Source organism: Lysinibacillus sp. NPDC048646 (assembly GCF_050272295.1).
GTDB lineage: Bacteria > Bacillota > Bacilli > Bacillales_A > Planococcaceae > Lysinibacillus.
In genome coordinates this window covers 1-17,429 of record NZ_JBNNLZ010000025.1, presented here as the reverse complement: position 1 = coordinate 17,429, position 17,429 = coordinate 1, and the positions used below count along the sequence as shown (strand labels likewise).

Here is a 17,429-nt window from a genome sequence, read left to right as displayed (position 1 = left end):
CTCTCTGTCCTATAAACGGCGCTCATGAATTAGAGGTTTGCTTTTTTTGTCATTTATTCAAAATTTTCTTCAGAAAAAGGTGCAATCACAGCCTTTTTTGCTGAAGACAACACAATATTCGTGGAAGGTGTACCAAAAGGCATTGCCTCATCGATAAAACGCTCTAATGTTTCCACTGAATAAGTAGCAATTTTAACAATATAACTAATTTCGCCTGCTACCCGATAACATTCAAGGACATCAGGATGCGCATGACAAAAATTTGAAAGACTTTTACAATCAATGGATTTAAATAAAATTATGGCTTGTATAGAACGATTCATTTTTTTCAAATTAACCTTAGCGTTATATCCCTCAATAGCCCCCTGCTCCTCTAGCTTTTTGACGCGTTCAATAACTGCAGGAGATGATAAATGAACCTTTGCCGCTAATTCCTTCATCGAGATTTTGGCATTTCGCTGCAATTGCATTAAAATTTCAGTATCAATTTGATCCATCTGTATCCACCTTTTTTCATTAATTAAAAACACAATATTTCCTTTTATTATAAAGGAATTTGAGTAAAATACGTACTTTACCTTCTGTTTATCTTAATTAGGTTTTATTACAATAAAGCTAAGCAATGAAGGAGGCAAAAACACATGACAAAAATATTATTACTATTAGCAAATGGCTTTGAGGCTGTGGAAGCAAGCGTTTTTACAGATGTACTAGGCTGGAATAAATGGGAAGGCGATGGGACGACGGAGGTCATATCAGTTGGGTTGCATGAACAATTACAATGTACATGGAATTTCAAAGTAACACCTGAAAAATTACTCCACGATATTGCATTAGAGGACTTCGATGCATTAGCGATTCCTGGAGGCTTTGAAGAAGCAGGATTTTATGAGGATGCGTTTAGTGAAGAATTTCAGCAAGTCATCCGTCATTTTGACGAGCACAAAAAACCTATTGCTACTATTTGTGTAGCTTCGCTAACGTTAGGACATAGCGGCATTCTACATAATCGAAAGGCGACTACCTACAATCATCCTACAAGTAAAAGATTAGAACAGCTACAATCCTATGGCGCAGAAATCGTCAATGAACGACTCGTCCAAACTGAACATATTATTACATCATCGAATCCCGGAACTGCATTTGAAGTCGCGTTCCGATTACTTGAAATACTGACTTCAATTGAAAATACAGAAAAAGTTAAAGATTTAATGGGCTTTCATTCATTTTAAATGGATGCATCTACGCTAAGAAGCGCTATTATGGTGTAAGCTTAAGAACAAATGCGCTAAAGCGCTCGTTTACATCCGACAAGCGCTGGAGAGCCCGAAGCAAAAGTAAGTGCTCCACCACTTTTGCCCGAGGGATCGAAGCGACCTCGAGGATGTAGCGCTTTAGCCTAGACGAAAACTATGCCCTTGGTTATCCACAACTTAAAAATCTATAGTTTCTTGAACAAATAAAAAAACCGACCTCCTAAGAGATCGGTTTTTTATTTCAATGATTACTCTGCAGCTTTCGCGCGAAGAACCATTTGTAGGATACCACCGTGACGGTAGTAGTCTACTTCTACTTCTGAGTCGAAACGAGCTAAAGCTTGGAAAGTTTTAACTGTACCGTCTTCAGATTTAGCAGTTACTGTTAGGATATCACGTGGTTTTACATTATCAGTAATGTTTACAGAGATTTCTTCTTTACCAGTTAAACCTAGAGAATCAGCAGATTCACCGTTTAAGTATTGTAAAGGAAGAACACCCATCATTACTAGGTTAGAACGGTGGATACGCTCGTAAGATTGTGCGATAACAGTTTTCACGCCAAGTAGGAATGTACCTTTCGCAGCCCAGTCACGAGAAGAACCCATACCGTAATCGTTACCCGCAAGTACTACTAAGCCAGTACCTTGCTCTTGGTATTTCATACATGCGTCATAGATGTACTCTACTTCGCCTGTTGGCCAGTAAGTAGTGAATCCACCTTCTGTACCAGGAGCAACTTGGTTACGGATACGGATGTTTGCAAATGTACCACGCATCATTACTTCGTGGTTACCACGACGAGAACCGTATGAGTTGAAGTCACGGATTGCAACACCGTTTTCAAGTAAATATTTACCTGCAGGTGTATCTTTACCGATTGCACCAGCTGGAGAAATATGGTCAGTTGTAATTGAGTCACCGAACCTCGCCATGATACGTAGGTCGTTTAAGCCTTTGATAGCTTCTGGCTCTTTAGCAAGACCTTGGAAGAATGGTGGGTTTTGGATGTAAGTTGATTTGTCATCAAATGTGTAAAGAGACTCAGTTGATGTTTCAATTGCATTCCAAGCTTCGTTTGCTGTGAATACAGTTTCGTATTCTTTTTGGAATAATTCACGGTTAACGACAGTACCTAATACTGCGTTAACTTCTTCAGTTGAAGGCCAGATATCAGCGAAGAATACTTCGTTGCCATCTTTGTCTTTACCGAATGAATCTTTTTGTAGGTCAACATCCACTGTACCAGCAAGTGCATAAGCAACAACAAGTGGTGGTGAAGCTAAGTAGTTAGCTTTTACAAGTGGGTGTACACGACCTTCGAAGTTACGGTTACCTGAAAGTACAGAAGTTACGAATAAGTCATTCTCTTTGATAGCATCTTCGATTTCAGGAAGTAATGGACCTGAGTTACCGATACATGTTGTACAACCATAACCTACAGTGTTGAAACCAATTTGGTCAAGGTAAGTTTGTAAACCTGAATCTTCTAGGTAACCAGTTACTACTTTTGAACCTGGTGCTAAAGAAGTTTTTACCCATTTAGGTACAGTTAGACCTTTTTCTACAGCTTTTTTCGCAACTAAACCAGCAGCGATTAATACGTATGGGTTAGATGTATTTGTACAAGAAGTGATAGCAGCGATTGCTACAGCACCTGTTGGGATTTCTACATCGCCTTCAGCAAATTTAGCTACAGAAGTTTTTGTGAATTCGTTTTCTGTTAAACCGAAACCTTGCGTACCTTGTGGAGCCACTACTGCTTCTTTGTAACGAGAACGCATTTCAGATAGTGGAATTAAGTCTTGTGGACGTTTAGGACCAGAAAGGTTTGGTTCAATTTCAGCTAAGTTTACTTCTAAAACGTCTGTGTAAACTGGCTCTAATGATGGGTCAAAGAACATGTGGTTAGCTTTTAAGTAAGCTTCTACAACCGCGATGTGCTCTTCTTCACGACCAGTTAAACGCATGTAGTTAAGTGACTCTTCATCGATTGCGAAGAAACCACATGTAGCACCGTATTCAGGCGCCATGTTTGAGATTGTTGCACGGTCAGCTAGTGGTAATTTAGTTACGCCAGGTCCGAAGAACTCAACGAATTTACCAACTACGCCACGTTGACGTAATACTTGCGTTACTTTTAATGCTAAGTCAGTAGCAGTTGTTCCGTTTGGAAGATCGCCTACTAATTTAACACCGATAACTTCAGGAATTGGGAAGTAAGATGGTTGGCCAAGCATACCTGCTTCAGCTTCGATACCACCAACGCCCCATCCAAGAACGCCAAGACCGTTGATCATTGTTGTATGTGAGTCAGTACCTACTACTGAGTCTGGGAATGTTTCGAATGTGCCATCAGCATTTTCGTTTACGTGTACAACTGGAGCTAAGTACTCTAAGTTTACTTGGTGAACGATACCAGTTGCTGGTGGTACAGCACGGAAATTATCATAAGCAGTTTGAGCCCATTTTAAGAAGTTATAACGCTCAGCGTTACGTTCGAATTCAAGGTCCATATTAGCTTGTAATGCAGCTGCGTTACCATATTTGTCAACTTGTACTGAGTGGTCAATTACAAGGTCAACTGGAATAGCAGGGTTGATTTTGCTAGCGTCTCCGCCCATTTCTTTCATTGCTGAACGAAGAGAAGCAAGGTCAACTACTACTGGTACACCAGTAAAGTCTTGTAATACAACGCGAGATGGTTTGAATGGTACTTCTGCTTCTGGATTAGCGCCATTACCCCATTTTGCTAATTCGTTTACGTGTTCTTCTTTGATAACGTATGCATCATATTGACGTAAAACAGATTCTAATAATACTTTGATTGAGTAAGGAAGGTTTGAAACTTTTGCAACGCCAGCTTTTTCAATCGCAGCTAAGTCAAAATAGTTATAAGTTTTACCATTAACTTCGAATGATGCGCGGCTGTTGTGTAAATTACCTTGTGCCATTTGCGGATCCCCCTAAATATCTTTTTGAAAAGGCCTATGTAAAGCATCTTTTCTCCAATTCCCATGATAACTCATTTATATTCATAAGTAAATTACATTAATATTATCTTTTTCAATAAGAATTTCTTATCACCCTACACTCCATCTTATATTTTTTAATTTTGAGAAGCCCATAACATAAAGGTTGTGCAGAAAACAATTATTCTACACCTATAGATTTAAATGTTTTTAAATGTTTCTAACTGAGGTACACGTATGTTTTTCAAAAATTGTCCCCCACTAAAAAAATGATCTGAACTTATAAAATCATACCGGACAGGTACGTACTATATGTTAGCATAAGGACACAAACCAACAACAATTCAAAATTTGATTAGTTAACAAGGAGAGGTAATAATGATTTATTAAAATAGAAGAAAGTCACTCAATCTGCAATCGCTTTTAATTGTTTTTCAAGAAATTGAATTTCCATAAGACACCTCATTAACAAATTTATATATAAGAATATAATTACAACCCTTAAATACTGTCACGATGAAAACAAACTAAATAAGATATGGACAAGTGTTTGCAGATTTACCTACAATTTCAACTTGTTAAAAGAGTATATAAAACACTAATATGATGGATATTTTTTTTGCTACACTAACAAACAGACTGGTTGGTATATTAGGAGGAATATATAGAAACATGGACACAAAATCACTAATGATTGCTACTGCTACAAACCTTTTTCAGCAAAAAGGCTACAAAAGTGTAGATCTCAGTGAGATTTTAAAAGCTTGTAACGTAACGAAAGGTGCGCTTTATCATCATTTTCCTAACGGAAAAGAGGAACTACTAATTGCTTGTTTACATGCCTTAAACGACACAATTACGATGGAAATCGAGGGTGTTTTTAGTGAGCATCTATCAACTAAAGAAGCTACACAATCAATGATTAATACGCTAATTCATAACTTAGAAGTTGAAGGTACCATTTCTGGCTATACATTTAGCAGTATTGTTAGTGAGATGGCCACAGTAAGTGAACCTGTTCACAAAGCGTGTAGTGCACTATATGAAAATATTCAAGACATTTTCTATACAAAACTTGAAAATGAAGGCTTTGGGAATGAGTCTGCTTCCGCTATTGCTTTGTTGATGACAGCTTCGATTGAAGGTGCGATGATGCTTTGTTTAACGAAAAAATCTACAGACCCTTTAAAAACAATTGCCCGACTCTTACCAAGTTTATTAACAAAGAACAGTTTAAGTACTTGAAACGGGCAGTTTAATGAAGAAAATTACGACGCGACAAACAGTCATAGCCTCTATACCTCCCCTGCGGATAGTGTAAAACGAAGATCAGCCTGGCTAATTTCAGCTGTGTCATATTCTGTCACTGTCCAATTTTTCGATACTACACTAAAAGGCCTTCTTACGTTATAGTTGTACCTTTCAGCATTCGTCTATGTACCTTACCCCCTTTGTTATATCTGCATAGAATGCAAATAAGACTATATAAGCCACCTATGGAAAATTTCATAACATAGAAGTTTTTTACTTAAAAAATGCAGGAAGAATTTTAATAATCCCCTGCTCTTTGGTGCTATTTAGTAGATTTTAATGTATTATTCGTAACGAGTGACTTTAAAATCACACTTAACGCTTGAATGTGATCAGTGGTCGTAGTCATCATTTCAAGCATCTTATTTTCGTCCTCCACAGAATGTAAAATCGCTTCAGTAGAGGATGCATTTTGCTCAGTTATCTGATTCAACGTTTTAATCTGTTCTTGAATATGTTCAAACTGCTGTATAGCACTGCTTAATTCATTCATTCCTCTTGTTAAATCCAAATTCGTTACCGTAAAGGAATTTTTTAATGTATGAAAGAAATCACTAATATCTTGTAGCAGCGTTTCTCCTTGCTGTAATGCATTTTCTCCTTCTTCGGAACGTTGATGTGCTTCAGTTGATTTTGCTAACAATGTACTTGTTACATGTGTAATACTCACTGTAATTGCAGCACTTTCCTCAGCCAATTTTCGCACCTCGTCTGCAACAATGGCAAAGCCCTTTCCATGTTCACCAGCTCTTGCCGCTTCAATCGCCGCATTGAGTGCAAGTAGATTAGTTTGTTGAGTAATATGCTGTATGCCTTTCACTAACGTATCTACGGTTTGCAAACTGATTTGTAGCTCATTTACCGTCTCTGCTGTTGAATTCATTGCCTGACTCATTACGCTCATTTGTGCCATGGCTTGCTGCATTTTTTCCCAACCATCCAAAACCTCCATTTGCAAATCATTCGATTTTGCTACGGTTTCCTTAGAGATAGAGAACGTTTCATTCACAAAATGCACTGATTCTTTCATCGTACCATGAATCATTTGCAAACTAGATGCCTCCTGTTGAATACTAGCAGAAATGTCCTCAGTAGCTAAAAGAATCTCTTTACTTGCCCCTGAGATTTGATGCATTGTATGTTGAAATTGCGTAACGTGGACATCCAGTGTATCGCTACTCTTTTCAATCTCATTAAAAGTTGTTTGGAGCTGATTCAAGGAGCTCCTCACTTCATTTTGTTGCATCGTAGCATGCTCGATTAGTTCATTTCCCCACTTAGCAAGTAAGTAAAATGCGATAATAACCCCGTTCATAATTGCTAGCAGCGTAATAAATACGATGATATCATCGAATGGCCCTAATAGTGATTCAGATTTAAGGATATATAAAATAACAAAACTGACGTTTGTAAGGGCTCCAAAAAATACAATTAATTCTTTTTTAAAGTACAACGCAATAATAGCAATTGTACAAAGTAAGATATAGTGCTTGTTCAATGAAAAACTATCCAGTAAAAATAATGTAAAAACAACACTTGAAGGTATCATGCCAAAAATAAAGCCTTTAACATAAGTTTTAATCGGTAAATAGTAATTACATATAGCTAGCGCAATTACCGCAAGCCCGATAAATAAGTAAACAATACCTTTTGAAAGTATCATTGGCCCACAAATAAGAACAGCCAATATCGAGATGATGGCTAAATTAACACGATGAACTTTCCTTGTATCGTAGCGAATTTTATTCTCCATTTATTATCCCCCTAAAAAATGAATAGACATTCAGTTTATATTTCTATTATTATATAGTATAGTAGCTACTTTTTGTAGCTAAAAAATGTATTTTAGAGAATTTTTAACATTTATCCTTAAAAGTGAAGGGAGATTGTCAGATGGGTGGCCTACAGAAAATTGCACCAAATTTTTATTGCATTGATACACATGATTTAAATCGTGAGGAACGCACAAGTTCCTATTTGCTAATCGATGAAAAGATTACGTTAATCGAAACATCTGCAAGTCCATCCGTTCCATATATTATGGAAGGATTGAAAGAATTAAATATCGCATTAGAAGAAATTCACTATGTAGTTGTTACACATATTCATTTGGACCATGCAGGAGGAGCGGGTTTATTATTAGAAAGCTGTCCAAATGCTACATTGGTCGTACACCCACGTGGCGTTACACATATGATTGATCCGAGTCGATTGATCGCGAGCGCTAAGGCTGTTTATGGGAAAGAATTTGACCACCTTTTTGATCCGATTTTACCTATCTCTTCAGATCGGATTATGGAAATTGGACATGAAGATGTACTGTCATTAGGCAAGCATCAGCTAACGTTTTATCATACAGAGGGGCACGCAAAACATCATGTTTCGATGCATTATTCCGCTACAAATGGTTTGTTTGTTGGTGATACAACAGGCGTTCGTTATCCAGAAATGGAGGGTGAAGCGATTGATTTAATCATCCCTTCCACTTCACCAAATCAATACGATCCTGAAACGATGGAAAAATCTATTCAATTATATGAGAAATTAAATGTCTCAGAATTATATTTTGGTCATTATGGCGCGTACAAAAATCCAATCGAGGCTTATCGTCAAGTACGTTACTGGACGCCATTGTTTCTAGCTGAGGGAGAAAAAGCTTTAGTGGTATCCAATCTTCTTGAAGAGCAAGTGAAGTTTTTAGATGGCCGTTTACGAGCGATACTACATCATTATTTACAGGAACATGGTATTGCAGAAAACCACCCGGTCTATCAAACGATTCCTTTTGATACAGTTGTATCGGCAATGGGTATTCTCGATTACCTAGGCAAAAAAGGTGCTGACCTAAAAGCATAAATTCAGCAAAAAACTGTCTCAAAGCTCTTTGGGACAGTTCAGTTTGTTTACAGTTTTTTCTTCTCAAATAGAAGCATCTATATAAACTCGTTGATTTCCGCTATAGCGGACGCTTTTCGCGGGCATGGCTTCAATCACCTCGTCGCTACGCTCCTGTATTTCAGCTAAAAAGTGAAAAAGCAGCACTGCTCATAGGAAAACGAGGGCAAACTTCAAAGTAAAACGGACCATTCGCATTATGAATTTCTTAAATGGTGAAGCACAGATTTAAAATCCTGCTTCTCCCCTATGTCTCGAAAATTCCTAAACGGATTTCCGATGTCTTTTATACGCGCTAAAACTGCAGGAATAGTAAATTTTTCTGGGCGCAGCTGCTGATTTACTTCGTCCCACGTTAACGGCGTTGCCACTAACCCTTTGTTATTGCCTCGCGTCGAGTATGGTGAAATGATGGTCTTCCCTGCCGCATGTTGAACATAATCTAAGTACAACTTTTTTTGCCTATTTTTCTTCAAACGCTCGATTGTATACAAGTCAGGTCGTTGTTGACATAAAAATACACACACAAATTCAGTAAATATCCTTATTTCCTCATACGAAAAAGCATTCTCTGGTAACGGTATATATAGTTGCAAGCCTTTGCCTCCTGAAGTTTTAACGAAGGATTGTAGATGAAAATAATCAAATATTTCCTTTAACTGGCGTGCAGCACTAACAGCGAGTAAAAATTCATCGACAGAAGGAGGATCTAGGTCGAAAACAATCTCAGTTGGCTTCTCTGCACGAATCGTTTGAAACGGAATATGAAATTCGAGTGCAAGTTGATTGCCCAGCCACAAGAGCGTCTCGATATTATTGCACAATATAAAGTTAATCTCTTCCATTCTTCCTGTTGTAACAAAATCAGGGAGCTTCTCCGGACTGCTTTTTTGATAAAAGCTTTCCCCTGGTGCCCCATGAGGATAACGGATTAAAGTCAGTGGACGGTCATGAAGAAAAGGTAATAAATAAGAAGATATCGTTTGTAAATAGTGCAAATAACCATCCTTAGTAATGCCTATTTCTGGCCAAACTGGCTTATCGGGATGGGTTATCTGTATGTTATCTGGGATCGGTAAAAGTTGACGTTGCATTTGCTGCCAGCTACACGCTTCTGGATTCTTCTCTAATCTAAATGCATGAAATCTTGGCTCTCTTAATTTACTACCATCAAAATCAATACATGCTATGTCAACACAGATTGACGGCTCCAATTCCCAAGTCTCATGTACCTTTGACCCATTGTTTTGAAAGAAGGTAACTAAAGTTTTTCGCTCTTCATCCGTCATACCATGTCTAAAAATAACAACCTCTTTAAACTCTGTCTGTTGAAAAACACCACCATGGAAATAACCATTCCCTTTATCATATTTGTTGACAATAACGGTGGCATATCGCCAATTCTTAATTTTTAACCAATCTGTGGACCGTAGATTGCTTATCCATTTACTTGTCCTTCTCTTGGCAATAATACCCTCGCCATTATTTGCCATTATGGTGTGCCAAAGAGTTTCACTATCCTCAAAATTTTCAATGGCTTGGATGAGCCGCACATCTTCACCATTGATAGTAGTCGGTAGTTTTAAGTCATTGAAAAATTTAGTTAATTGCTGTTTACGTGTCTTTAAATACCGATTTGTTTGTATTTCACCTTTAAATTGAAGTAAATCAAATACGACATAATGAAATGGAAAACGCTTGGCATGTTCAGAAATAACGTCGCTATTTTGCATTCTTCCTCTTTTTTGCACCATAGAAAATTCACTTTTAAAATGGTTTGTTAAAAAGACTAATTCTCCATCCAGTGTTACGGGTAAAAAAGGTTTTATTTGATCATATATACGAAGACAAAAATCAATGAGCTCTGGAAATAAATGATTAAGTTCATTACCATTTCTACTTTTCAGAATGGGCTCTTCCTTTGCCCACTCTACTATGCAGCGAAAACCGTCGTATTTCGTTTCGTAAAGCCACTCTTCCCCAATAGGTGTGTCCGTTACATCCGTTAATAACATGGGTTTCATTTTAACAACTACTTTCATTCTTTTCTTTCAGTTTTTGACTATTTCCTTTTTAGATACATAAAAATAATCAAAAACTAACATAGTAATAAAAAAGAGGTGACGCTATGCATACAGTCTGGAAAGGCAGTATATCATTTGGACTTGTCAATATTCCTGTTAAACTCCATACTGCGACTGAAAATAAAGATATAAAATTACGCCAGCTCCATAAAGAATGTCATACACCAATCAGCTATAAAAAAGTATGTGAAGGTTGCAATCAGGAAGTGAAAGAAGAAGATATTGTGAAGGCATACGAATATGCAAAAAATAAGTTTGTCGTACTAGATGAAGAAGAGTTAGAAAATTTACGTAAGGAAAATGAAGATAAGGCAGTTGAAATTATCGACTTCGTGAAATTACAAGAAATTGACCCTATTTATTTTGAGCGTACTTATTTTTTATCTCCTGATACGACTGGCGGTAAGGCCTATACTCTTTTACGTAAAACACTTGAGGAATCTGGTAAAATAGGTGTTGCCAAAATTACAATACGTTCAAAAGAGCAATTGGCAATCGTACGTGTTTATCAAGACGCCCTCGTAATGGAAATCATCCATTTCCCGGACGAAGTAAGAAGTGTGAGTGATGTTCCCAATATTCCAAGCGAACAAACAGTCGTTCAGAAAGAGCTTGATACGGCTCTTATGCTAGTTGAGCAATTAACAACAGATTTCGATCCTGAAAAATATACGGACGAATACCGAACCGCACTCATGGACTTAATAGAAGAAAAGAAAGCAACAAATACAATCTCAGCCAGCGATAAACGTCCATTACCCGATAATGTCACTGACTTGATGTCGGCACTCCAAGCTTCGTTAGATAAAACAAAAAAACCTAGCCCAAGAAAAAGAGCAACAAAAACGAAGAAAAATGCGTAAGGGCGAAATAACAATAAAAATTTCGCGACACTTCTGCGGAACAGCAAGTTTAGCAAATCCCACACAGAGACTTTAAAAACCTGTGAAGCTTTGCGTATAGCCCGCGGACGTTTTTTAAATGTAATGTTCTTCAATAGCAAAAACCGGTGTGAATCGGAAAGAATGAAAAACTCAGAAAAATGATAAAATTATTTGATTGGAATGTAGGCGGCGAATCCTTTGGGGGATTAGCGAACAGCTTGAGACCCCGCAGGAGCGTTAGCGACGAGGAGGTTCAAGGTTCGCCCCCAGGAAAAGCATCCGCCGAAACGGAAATCAACGGCATCGAAGAAAAAGCCATGGCAGAAACGATTAATCGTTTCCACCATGGCTAAAATTCATTTTATGGACTTTTTCCGTGCCCTCCGAGAAAGAACGAATTTTTTTGTTTTAAATGCCGAAAAAACAGAACGTATATTTGTATATTTTGTTATAATTAATACAGAATATGGGGGTATGTGAAGATGACGAAAATAGATATCAAAGAACGTATGCAGCATTACCATGTAAATGGGTTAAGCTTATCATTAATTGAAGATGGTCAAATCAGTAAAACTGAGCACTTTGGATTGCTTGAAACAGGATCCGATAAAAAAGTTGATAGCACTACTATTTTTAATGCCTGTTCCATTAGTAAATTTTTAACTGCCCTATTAGTGATGAAATTAGTAGAACAAAATTATTTGCATTTACATTAAGATTTTTTCACTTTATAATGCAGCTGTACCATCTGACCATACCGTTTTGTATTTATTAATATCAACTCGATTTGTGGATTTTTTTCTTTAAATAAGGGAATACCAGCACCTAAAATATGAGGTGTGACCGTGATGATGTATTCATCAATTAAGTTTTCCTTCATAAAAGCATCGAGTATACCCGCTCCACCAACCATCCAAATTTAGAACCTTCCTGTTCCTTTAATTTTTGGATGAACGCCACAACATCCTCATTAACGAATTCTACATAATTATCTGCACCCGTTTCTGAAGTAGTGAAAACATAGCATTTTTTATCAGGATACGGAAAAGATTCTGTCTGTTCCACGACATAATCATATGCCCTTTTCCCCATAATCGTTGTATCAATGGATTGATACATCTCCGTATACCCATTGTCACCCTCACCCTCTGTGTCGAATGACCATTGTAAATCATCACCCTCTTTCGCTGTAAACTCATCTAAACTTGTGGCAATAAATAAAATCACTTCTCTCGTCATATGTTTGTTCCGTTTTCTCTTTAGAGTATCGCTTTTTGATAAAATCATCCGCAATAACTATACTAAACATAAAACATGACACGTAATGGCATGATTAAAAAGAAAAGGTGAGAGAAATGTCAAAAGCAAAACGTTTATTAGATATTCTGATGTTTGCGAATGCAAAAAGAAAGTTTACTGCGCAAGAAATAGCCGATGAATTCAATATATCCATCCGCACTGTTCATCGATATATCTTAGATTTGAGTGATATGGGTTTACCCATCTATGCAGAACAAGGTCGAAACGGCGGCTATACAGTCCTCACAAATAGACTGCTACCGCCTATTTTATTCACAGAAGAAGAAGTTGTTTCCATCTTCTTTGCTTTTCAATCTCTCCGTTACTATCATGACTTGCCTTTTGATGCTGAAATCCACTCAGCTGGCCATAAACTATATAGCTCACTTCAAAGTGATGCTAAAATAAAAGTAGATAAAATTCGTTCCTACATCGCTTTTTGGAATCCTAAAAGAACGATTGATACACCTTTTTTAAAAGATGTTTTAGAGGCCTCGATAGAAGGTAGTCATCTACATATACAATATGAATCGAAATCAGGTACAACCACAAAACATATCCGCCCTATCGGTGTATATGCTCATGATGGTTTATGGTATTTACCAGCTTATGATTTTAATAAACAAAAAGTATTGTTATATCGTGTAGACCGTATTCTAACAATTGTTTCAACCGAAAAAAATGAAGAAATATTTATGAATTTAGAAGAATGGTTTGATTCGTATGAAGTAAAAAAACCAATTCGTTTGCATGTTCAATTATCCACGGAAGGCGTACGTCAATGCAAAAGTGTGCCAAGTTTCGAGGGTCTTCTGGTAATTAAAGAAGATGGCTCAGGCTGCATTGATGCAATGATCGACAAAGGGGAACTTGGTTTTATCACTCCACTCTTTTTCAGACTTGGCTGTCATGCAAAAATTTTAGAACCAGCGGAATTAATAGATAATTTACGAACACAGGCAGAAGAGATTTTAACCATGTATCGGGATACACCAAACTCTTAGATTTTGGTTTTATTGGTCCTATGCTTTAAGATAATCTTTAACATAATTCGTTACTACTTCTTATGGAACTCCCGTATACTTTATGGATTCGATTGCAAAACACTATGAAAAAGTTGTGAATCTGCGCACATACTTTTTAAATAAACTTTCAACAATGATTGTCAAAAACCACAAATTATTTGTATTGAAGATTTAAACGTAAAAGATATGCGCAGAAATCGAAAACTATCATTTGCAATAGCTGATGTTCTTGGTCAATTTTCGTTTCAAATTTAACCTATAAATGTGAATGGTACGGAAAAGAATTGGTTAAAGTGAGCCCTTGGTTCCCTTCAAGTCAGATCTGTTCGTACTGTCAAACTCAGGACGGGAAAAAGCCACTCACTATTCGTAAGTGGACTTGTCCTGTATGTGGTATTTTTCACGTTTGAGACATGAATGCTAGTTGTAACGTTGAAACCGAAGATTTACGCATTTTAAACCAACAAGCCGTAGGAACTACGGTACCTCTGTATTTGTTAAAATCAACACTAAGCGCTGTAATGCACATCTGCACATCTGGTGGCATATCCCCTACTCTTTTTTCCGTATCACGCACGTCGGCAGTTGAATCCTATAGTAAAATTTTTAAATACTCTACACTTTTTGAATATTTTTCAATTTAATGCTATATTTATAACAATTATTTTATTTAAAGGGGTATTATGATGGCAACAATTGAAGATTTTATATCACTTGATATCAGAATTGGTACGGTTATCCAAGCTGAAGAACTTGCTAAAGCAAAGGTGCCAGCAATCAAAATGAACATTGATTTTGGTGAAGCACTAGGAATGAAACAATCCTCAGCACAAATTACGAAACGATACAGCCCAGCAGATATCATCGGTAAACAAGTAGTAGCTATTGTAAATTTTCCACCTCGCCGAGTGGCAGGTTTTAAATCCGAAGTTCTAGTGATTGGTGGAGTTCCAACAGAAGGTGATGTTGTTCTGTTAACGCCCGATCAAGAAATACCAAATGGCACAAAAATTAGTTAAAAACAATAATTTAAACCTCATTCACTATTCAATCCACTGTAGTAAATTTCTTTAGTTATTTTGATTGGCCCTTTTAACAAGTTTTGTTCCGCTTGTGCTATAATGCTTTTACTGACTAACCTTAAAAGGGTTTAAATCAATATTTGCTGTAGCGAGTGACGACGCTACAGCATTTTCATTTCATATCTTCTTTTTGCGCCTTAAGTAGTTCAGGAATTGTGACAAATTTATAGCCTTGCTTTTCAAGTTCTGGTAGTATTTTTTTCATGGCTTTTACGGTTTGTTCTCGATTTCCCCCACCATCATGAAAAAGAACTACATTTCCTTCCTTTACACCTTTTAAGACAGTGTCTACAATTTTATTCACACCAGGACTTTTCCAATCCATCGTATCTAGATGCCAAGACCACATAACTACTTTATATCCTTCTTTTACAATTGCATCAATCATAGCATCCGTATATTGCCCTTCTACAGGTCTGAATAAAATCGGTGAATACCCGCTAATACTATAAATGGTTTCATGCGTCTGTTCTATTTCCTTGATTAAGTTTGGAACGTTCGTTTTTAATGGATGTGTATAGGTATGATTAGCTATTTCATGCCCTTCTTCATACATGCGTAAAACTACCTCAGGATTTTTTTCAGCATTTTGACCCACAACAAAAAATGTTGCTTTTGCATCGTATTTGGCTAATAAATCTAAAATCTCGGACGTGTACTTTTTATGTGGACCGTCATCGAAGGTCAAAGCAATAATTTTTTCTTTTGTTTTTATTTCCCACACAATTTGCCCTGCCTCTTCATAATACTTTCTTCCTCTATCTGCGGATGAGCTTTCGCTTACATAAAATATGGAGATAACCAAAACACATAGGGGTATTAAAAATAGATAAAATTTCTTCAAATGTTCACCTCCCAAACAGTTTAGTTAGTCCTTATTATTTGTTGATTCATCTTAAAAATGCTTTATTTTTCGCATAAAAAAATGTTTATCTTTTACAGGGCTATGACTAATTAAAACTGCTTTAAAGTGAATTTTTATATTCCTTTCAAATCGTTCAGTAAATACTTATTTTACATACTCATAATGAGTGAATTTCAAAACATATATTTCCATTCTGTTGAGATGAGGTAGGCTTTCCGCGAGCAAGCTCCGAGCCTATTCTATTTAAAGTGGAAATTTAAGGTATAATTTTTGCTCATTTTGAGTTATATGGGTAAAATTTGTATAATAGATACATCTAAAGACGTTTGAAAAGAGGTAGATTTATGGATTGGATTGACGTTCAAACACTTATTTGGTTATTTCCTATTTTATTTATTTTCCATGACTTCGAAGAAATTATTATGATAGAAAAATGGTTAACTCTCAATCGCTGCAGACTATATGAAAGATTCCCCTCAAAAATAGCTGACCGAATAGTTTTACAATTCTCTATGTCCACAGCACAATTTGCTGTTGCTGTATTATTTATCTTTTTATTTGTCAGTAGCTCTACAATTATGGCAATCCAGTATTTAAATAATGGAGTAGCCTTGAATCTCTACTTTTTCATAGCAGTGACATTAGTTTTTTTCATCCATGCATTTACTCATATTGGACAGTCCATTTTATTGCGCGCGATTACGCCTGGAGTAATAACATCGGTAATAATCATACTTCCATATAGTTTCATTTTATATCACTCATTGTTCATTCATGAAATCATTACCTGGAAAATTATTTTTATAAGCCTACCTTTCAGCATTCTAATTATTCCGATTATTTTAACTGCTCATTGGATTGGAAAAAGAGTTATTTAAAAAAGACCTAATTGATTCACACGAGCATTATCTTTCTTAGTTTTCATCTTTCATTACTTCAAAGCCTCTGCTTCTTCAGTTGGATTTATGCATGACAGCACTCTTCAATATCAAACACTGCAGCTTTTTTTATTTTTAGATCTATTTCTCAGGCAATAAACTATACAATAGTAGCTATCCAAACATAATAATAGATGAAAGCTAAATTATTTAGCTTTCACCACCTTGATTTGTTACGAAGGGTCACTTCATATGAGTGACCCTTTTTTGACTTATTACTAATACGTAACCTGATTAATTAATTTTTAAAATCTCTAAACGAAAGAATTATATATTGGATGAATAACACCTCTCCTGTCTACAAACATACATATTATATTGTAGAAAGGAGGGATTTTTATGGGATACTCCGGAAATGTAGGTAATTACAATAGTTGCTGTGGGGGCTATGGCATGGACTATGGCAAGGGAAATAGTTCAACATTCGTCCTAATCGTTGTACTATTCATTCTTCTAATTATTGTCGGCGCTAGTTTCATGTATTAATTGTCATAGTTGCTTAATGTACAAAAATACAATTAATAATCTCCAAAACTTCTGTTACTCATAATTTATAGTAGGGTAAAAATTCTAATTAAACCCTACATCATCATCAGATTGATTGGTTTGGGTCACTTTCCACCAAGTGACCCTCTTTTTTTAATTAAATTTGGGGTACAAAGTATATTTGCACCCCTCAAATCTTGATATATAAGCATTGACTTTATATGATTTTGTTTATGTTTGGTATGTCAACACTAAACTGGACAAAAATTATAAGGTCTGTTTTTTAAATTCCACGGGTGTTAAATAGCCTAATGTTCCATGAATTCGAATGT

Annotated in this window: 15 protein-coding genes and 1 pseudogene; 10 read left to right on the top strand and 6 right to left on the bottom strand. The window is 36.4% G+C overall.

Annotated features, from left to right (window positions below; translation table 11 throughout):
* Positions 1–53: 53 nt before the first annotated feature.
* Positions 54–497, bottom strand: coding sequence for an Lrp/AsnC family transcriptional regulator (locus ACQKII_RS20140; RefSeq protein ID WP_427462261.1), 444 nt, complete (start codon positions 495–497; stop codon positions 54–56).
* 144 nt (positions 498–641) lie between these two features.
* On the opposite strand from ACQKII_RS20140, the gene ACQKII_RS20135 reads away from it, so the two are divergent.
* Positions 642–1,232, top strand: a complete 591-nt coding sequence (locus ACQKII_RS20135; protein ID WP_427462260.1) for a DJ-1/PfpI family protein — start codon at positions 642–644, stop codon at positions 1,230–1,232.
* A 272-nt stretch (positions 1,233–1,504) separates the two neighbouring features.
* On the opposite strand, the gene acnA is transcribed toward ACQKII_RS20135, so the two are convergent.
* Complete coding sequence (gene acnA, locus ACQKII_RS20130; protein WP_427462259.1) at positions 1,505–4,210, bottom strand: aconitate hydratase AcnA; 2,706 nt, start codon at positions 4,208–4,210, stop codon at positions 1,505–1,507.
* Positions 4,211–4,900: 690 nt separating this feature from the next.
* On the opposite strand from acnA, the gene ACQKII_RS20125 reads away from it, so the two are divergent.
* Complete coding sequence (locus ACQKII_RS20125) at positions 4,901–5,473, top strand: TetR/AcrR family transcriptional regulator (protein WP_427462258.1); 573 nt, start codon at positions 4,901–4,903, stop codon at positions 5,471–5,473.
* Between the two features lie 328 nt (positions 5,474–5,801).
* Here the strand turns inward: ACQKII_RS20125 and ACQKII_RS20120 are convergent, their stop codons facing one another.
* Complete coding sequence (locus tag ACQKII_RS20120) at positions 5,802–7,292, bottom strand: methyl-accepting chemotaxis protein (RefSeq protein WP_427462257.1); 1,491 nt, start codon at positions 7,290–7,292, stop codon at positions 5,802–5,804.
* Between the two features lie 140 nt (positions 7,293–7,432).
* Here ACQKII_RS20120 and ACQKII_RS20115 point away from each other — a divergent pair, with 140 nt between their 5' ends.
* A complete protein-coding gene (locus ACQKII_RS20115; protein ID WP_427462256.1) occupies positions 7,433–8,395 on the top strand; it encodes an MBL fold metallo-hydrolase in 963 nt (320 codons plus the stop codon).
* 236 nt (positions 8,396–8,631) lie between these two features.
* On the opposite strand, the gene ACQKII_RS20110 is transcribed toward ACQKII_RS20115, so the two are convergent.
* Positions 8,632–10,458 carry a DNA ligase D gene (locus tag ACQKII_RS20110; protein WP_427462255.1) on the bottom strand — a complete coding sequence of 609 codons (1,827 nt, stop codon included), beginning with the start codon at positions 10,456–10,458 and terminating at the stop codon, positions 8,632–8,634.
* Positions 10,459–10,562: 104 nt separating this feature from the next.
* Between ACQKII_RS20110 and ACQKII_RS20105 the strand changes: the two genes are divergently transcribed.
* A complete protein-coding gene (locus ACQKII_RS20105) occupies positions 10,563–11,381 on the top strand; it encodes a Ku protein (RefSeq protein ID WP_427462254.1) in 819 nt (272 codons plus the stop codon).
* Between the two features lie 503 nt (positions 11,382–11,884).
* The gene (locus ACQKII_RS20100) at positions 11,885–12,118 is read left to right on the top strand and encodes a serine hydrolase (protein ID WP_427462253.1); all 234 of its coding nucleotides are present in this window, start codon (positions 11,885–11,887) and stop codon (positions 12,116–12,118) included.
* Here ACQKII_RS20100 and ACQKII_RS20095 read toward each other — a convergent pair.
* Positions 12,115–12,641: pseudogene (locus ACQKII_RS20095) on the bottom strand (dihydrofolate reductase family protein). The gene ACQKII_RS20100 and the pseudogene ACQKII_RS20095 sit on opposite strands and share 4 nt — an antisense overlap.
* 116 nt (positions 12,642–12,757) lie before the next feature.
* On the opposite strand from ACQKII_RS20095, the gene ACQKII_RS20090 reads away from it, so the two are divergent.
* From ACQKII_RS20090 to csaA, 3 genes are all read left to right on the top strand, one after another.
* Complete coding sequence (locus ACQKII_RS20090) at positions 12,758–13,705, top strand: helix-turn-helix transcriptional regulator (RefSeq protein WP_427462252.1); 948 nt, start codon at positions 12,758–12,760, stop codon at positions 13,703–13,705.
* A 305-nt stretch (positions 13,706–14,010) separates the two neighbouring features.
* Positions 14,011–14,136 carry a zinc ribbon domain-containing protein gene (locus ACQKII_RS20085; protein WP_427462251.1) on the top strand — a complete coding sequence of 42 codons (126 nt, stop codon included), beginning with the start codon at positions 14,011–14,013 and terminating at the stop codon, positions 14,134–14,136.
* A 276-nt stretch (positions 14,137–14,412) separates the two neighbouring features.
* Positions 14,413–14,745, top strand: a complete 333-nt coding sequence (csaA, locus tag ACQKII_RS20080) for a chaperone CsaA (RefSeq protein WP_427462250.1) — start codon at positions 14,413–14,415, stop codon at positions 14,743–14,745.
* Between the two features lie 175 nt (positions 14,746–14,920).
* Here csaA and ACQKII_RS20075 read toward each other — a convergent pair whose 3' ends face one another.
* The gene (locus ACQKII_RS20075; protein WP_427462249.1) at positions 14,921–15,652 is read right to left on the bottom strand and encodes a polysaccharide deacetylase family protein; all 732 of its coding nucleotides are present in this window, start codon (positions 15,650–15,652) and stop codon (positions 14,921–14,923) included.
* 365 nt (positions 15,653–16,017) lie between these two features.
* Between ACQKII_RS20075 and ACQKII_RS20070 the strand changes: the two genes are divergently transcribed.
* Positions 16,018–16,551, top strand: coding sequence for an HXXEE domain-containing protein (locus tag ACQKII_RS20070; protein WP_427462248.1), 534 nt, complete (start codon positions 16,018–16,020; stop codon positions 16,549–16,551).
* A 399-nt stretch (positions 16,552–16,950) separates the two neighbouring features.
* Complete coding sequence (locus tag ACQKII_RS20065; RefSeq protein WP_143998842.1) at positions 16,951–17,097, top strand: YjcZ family sporulation protein; 147 nt, start codon at positions 16,951–16,953, stop codon at positions 17,095–17,097.
* Positions 17,098–17,429: the final 332 nt, after the last annotated feature.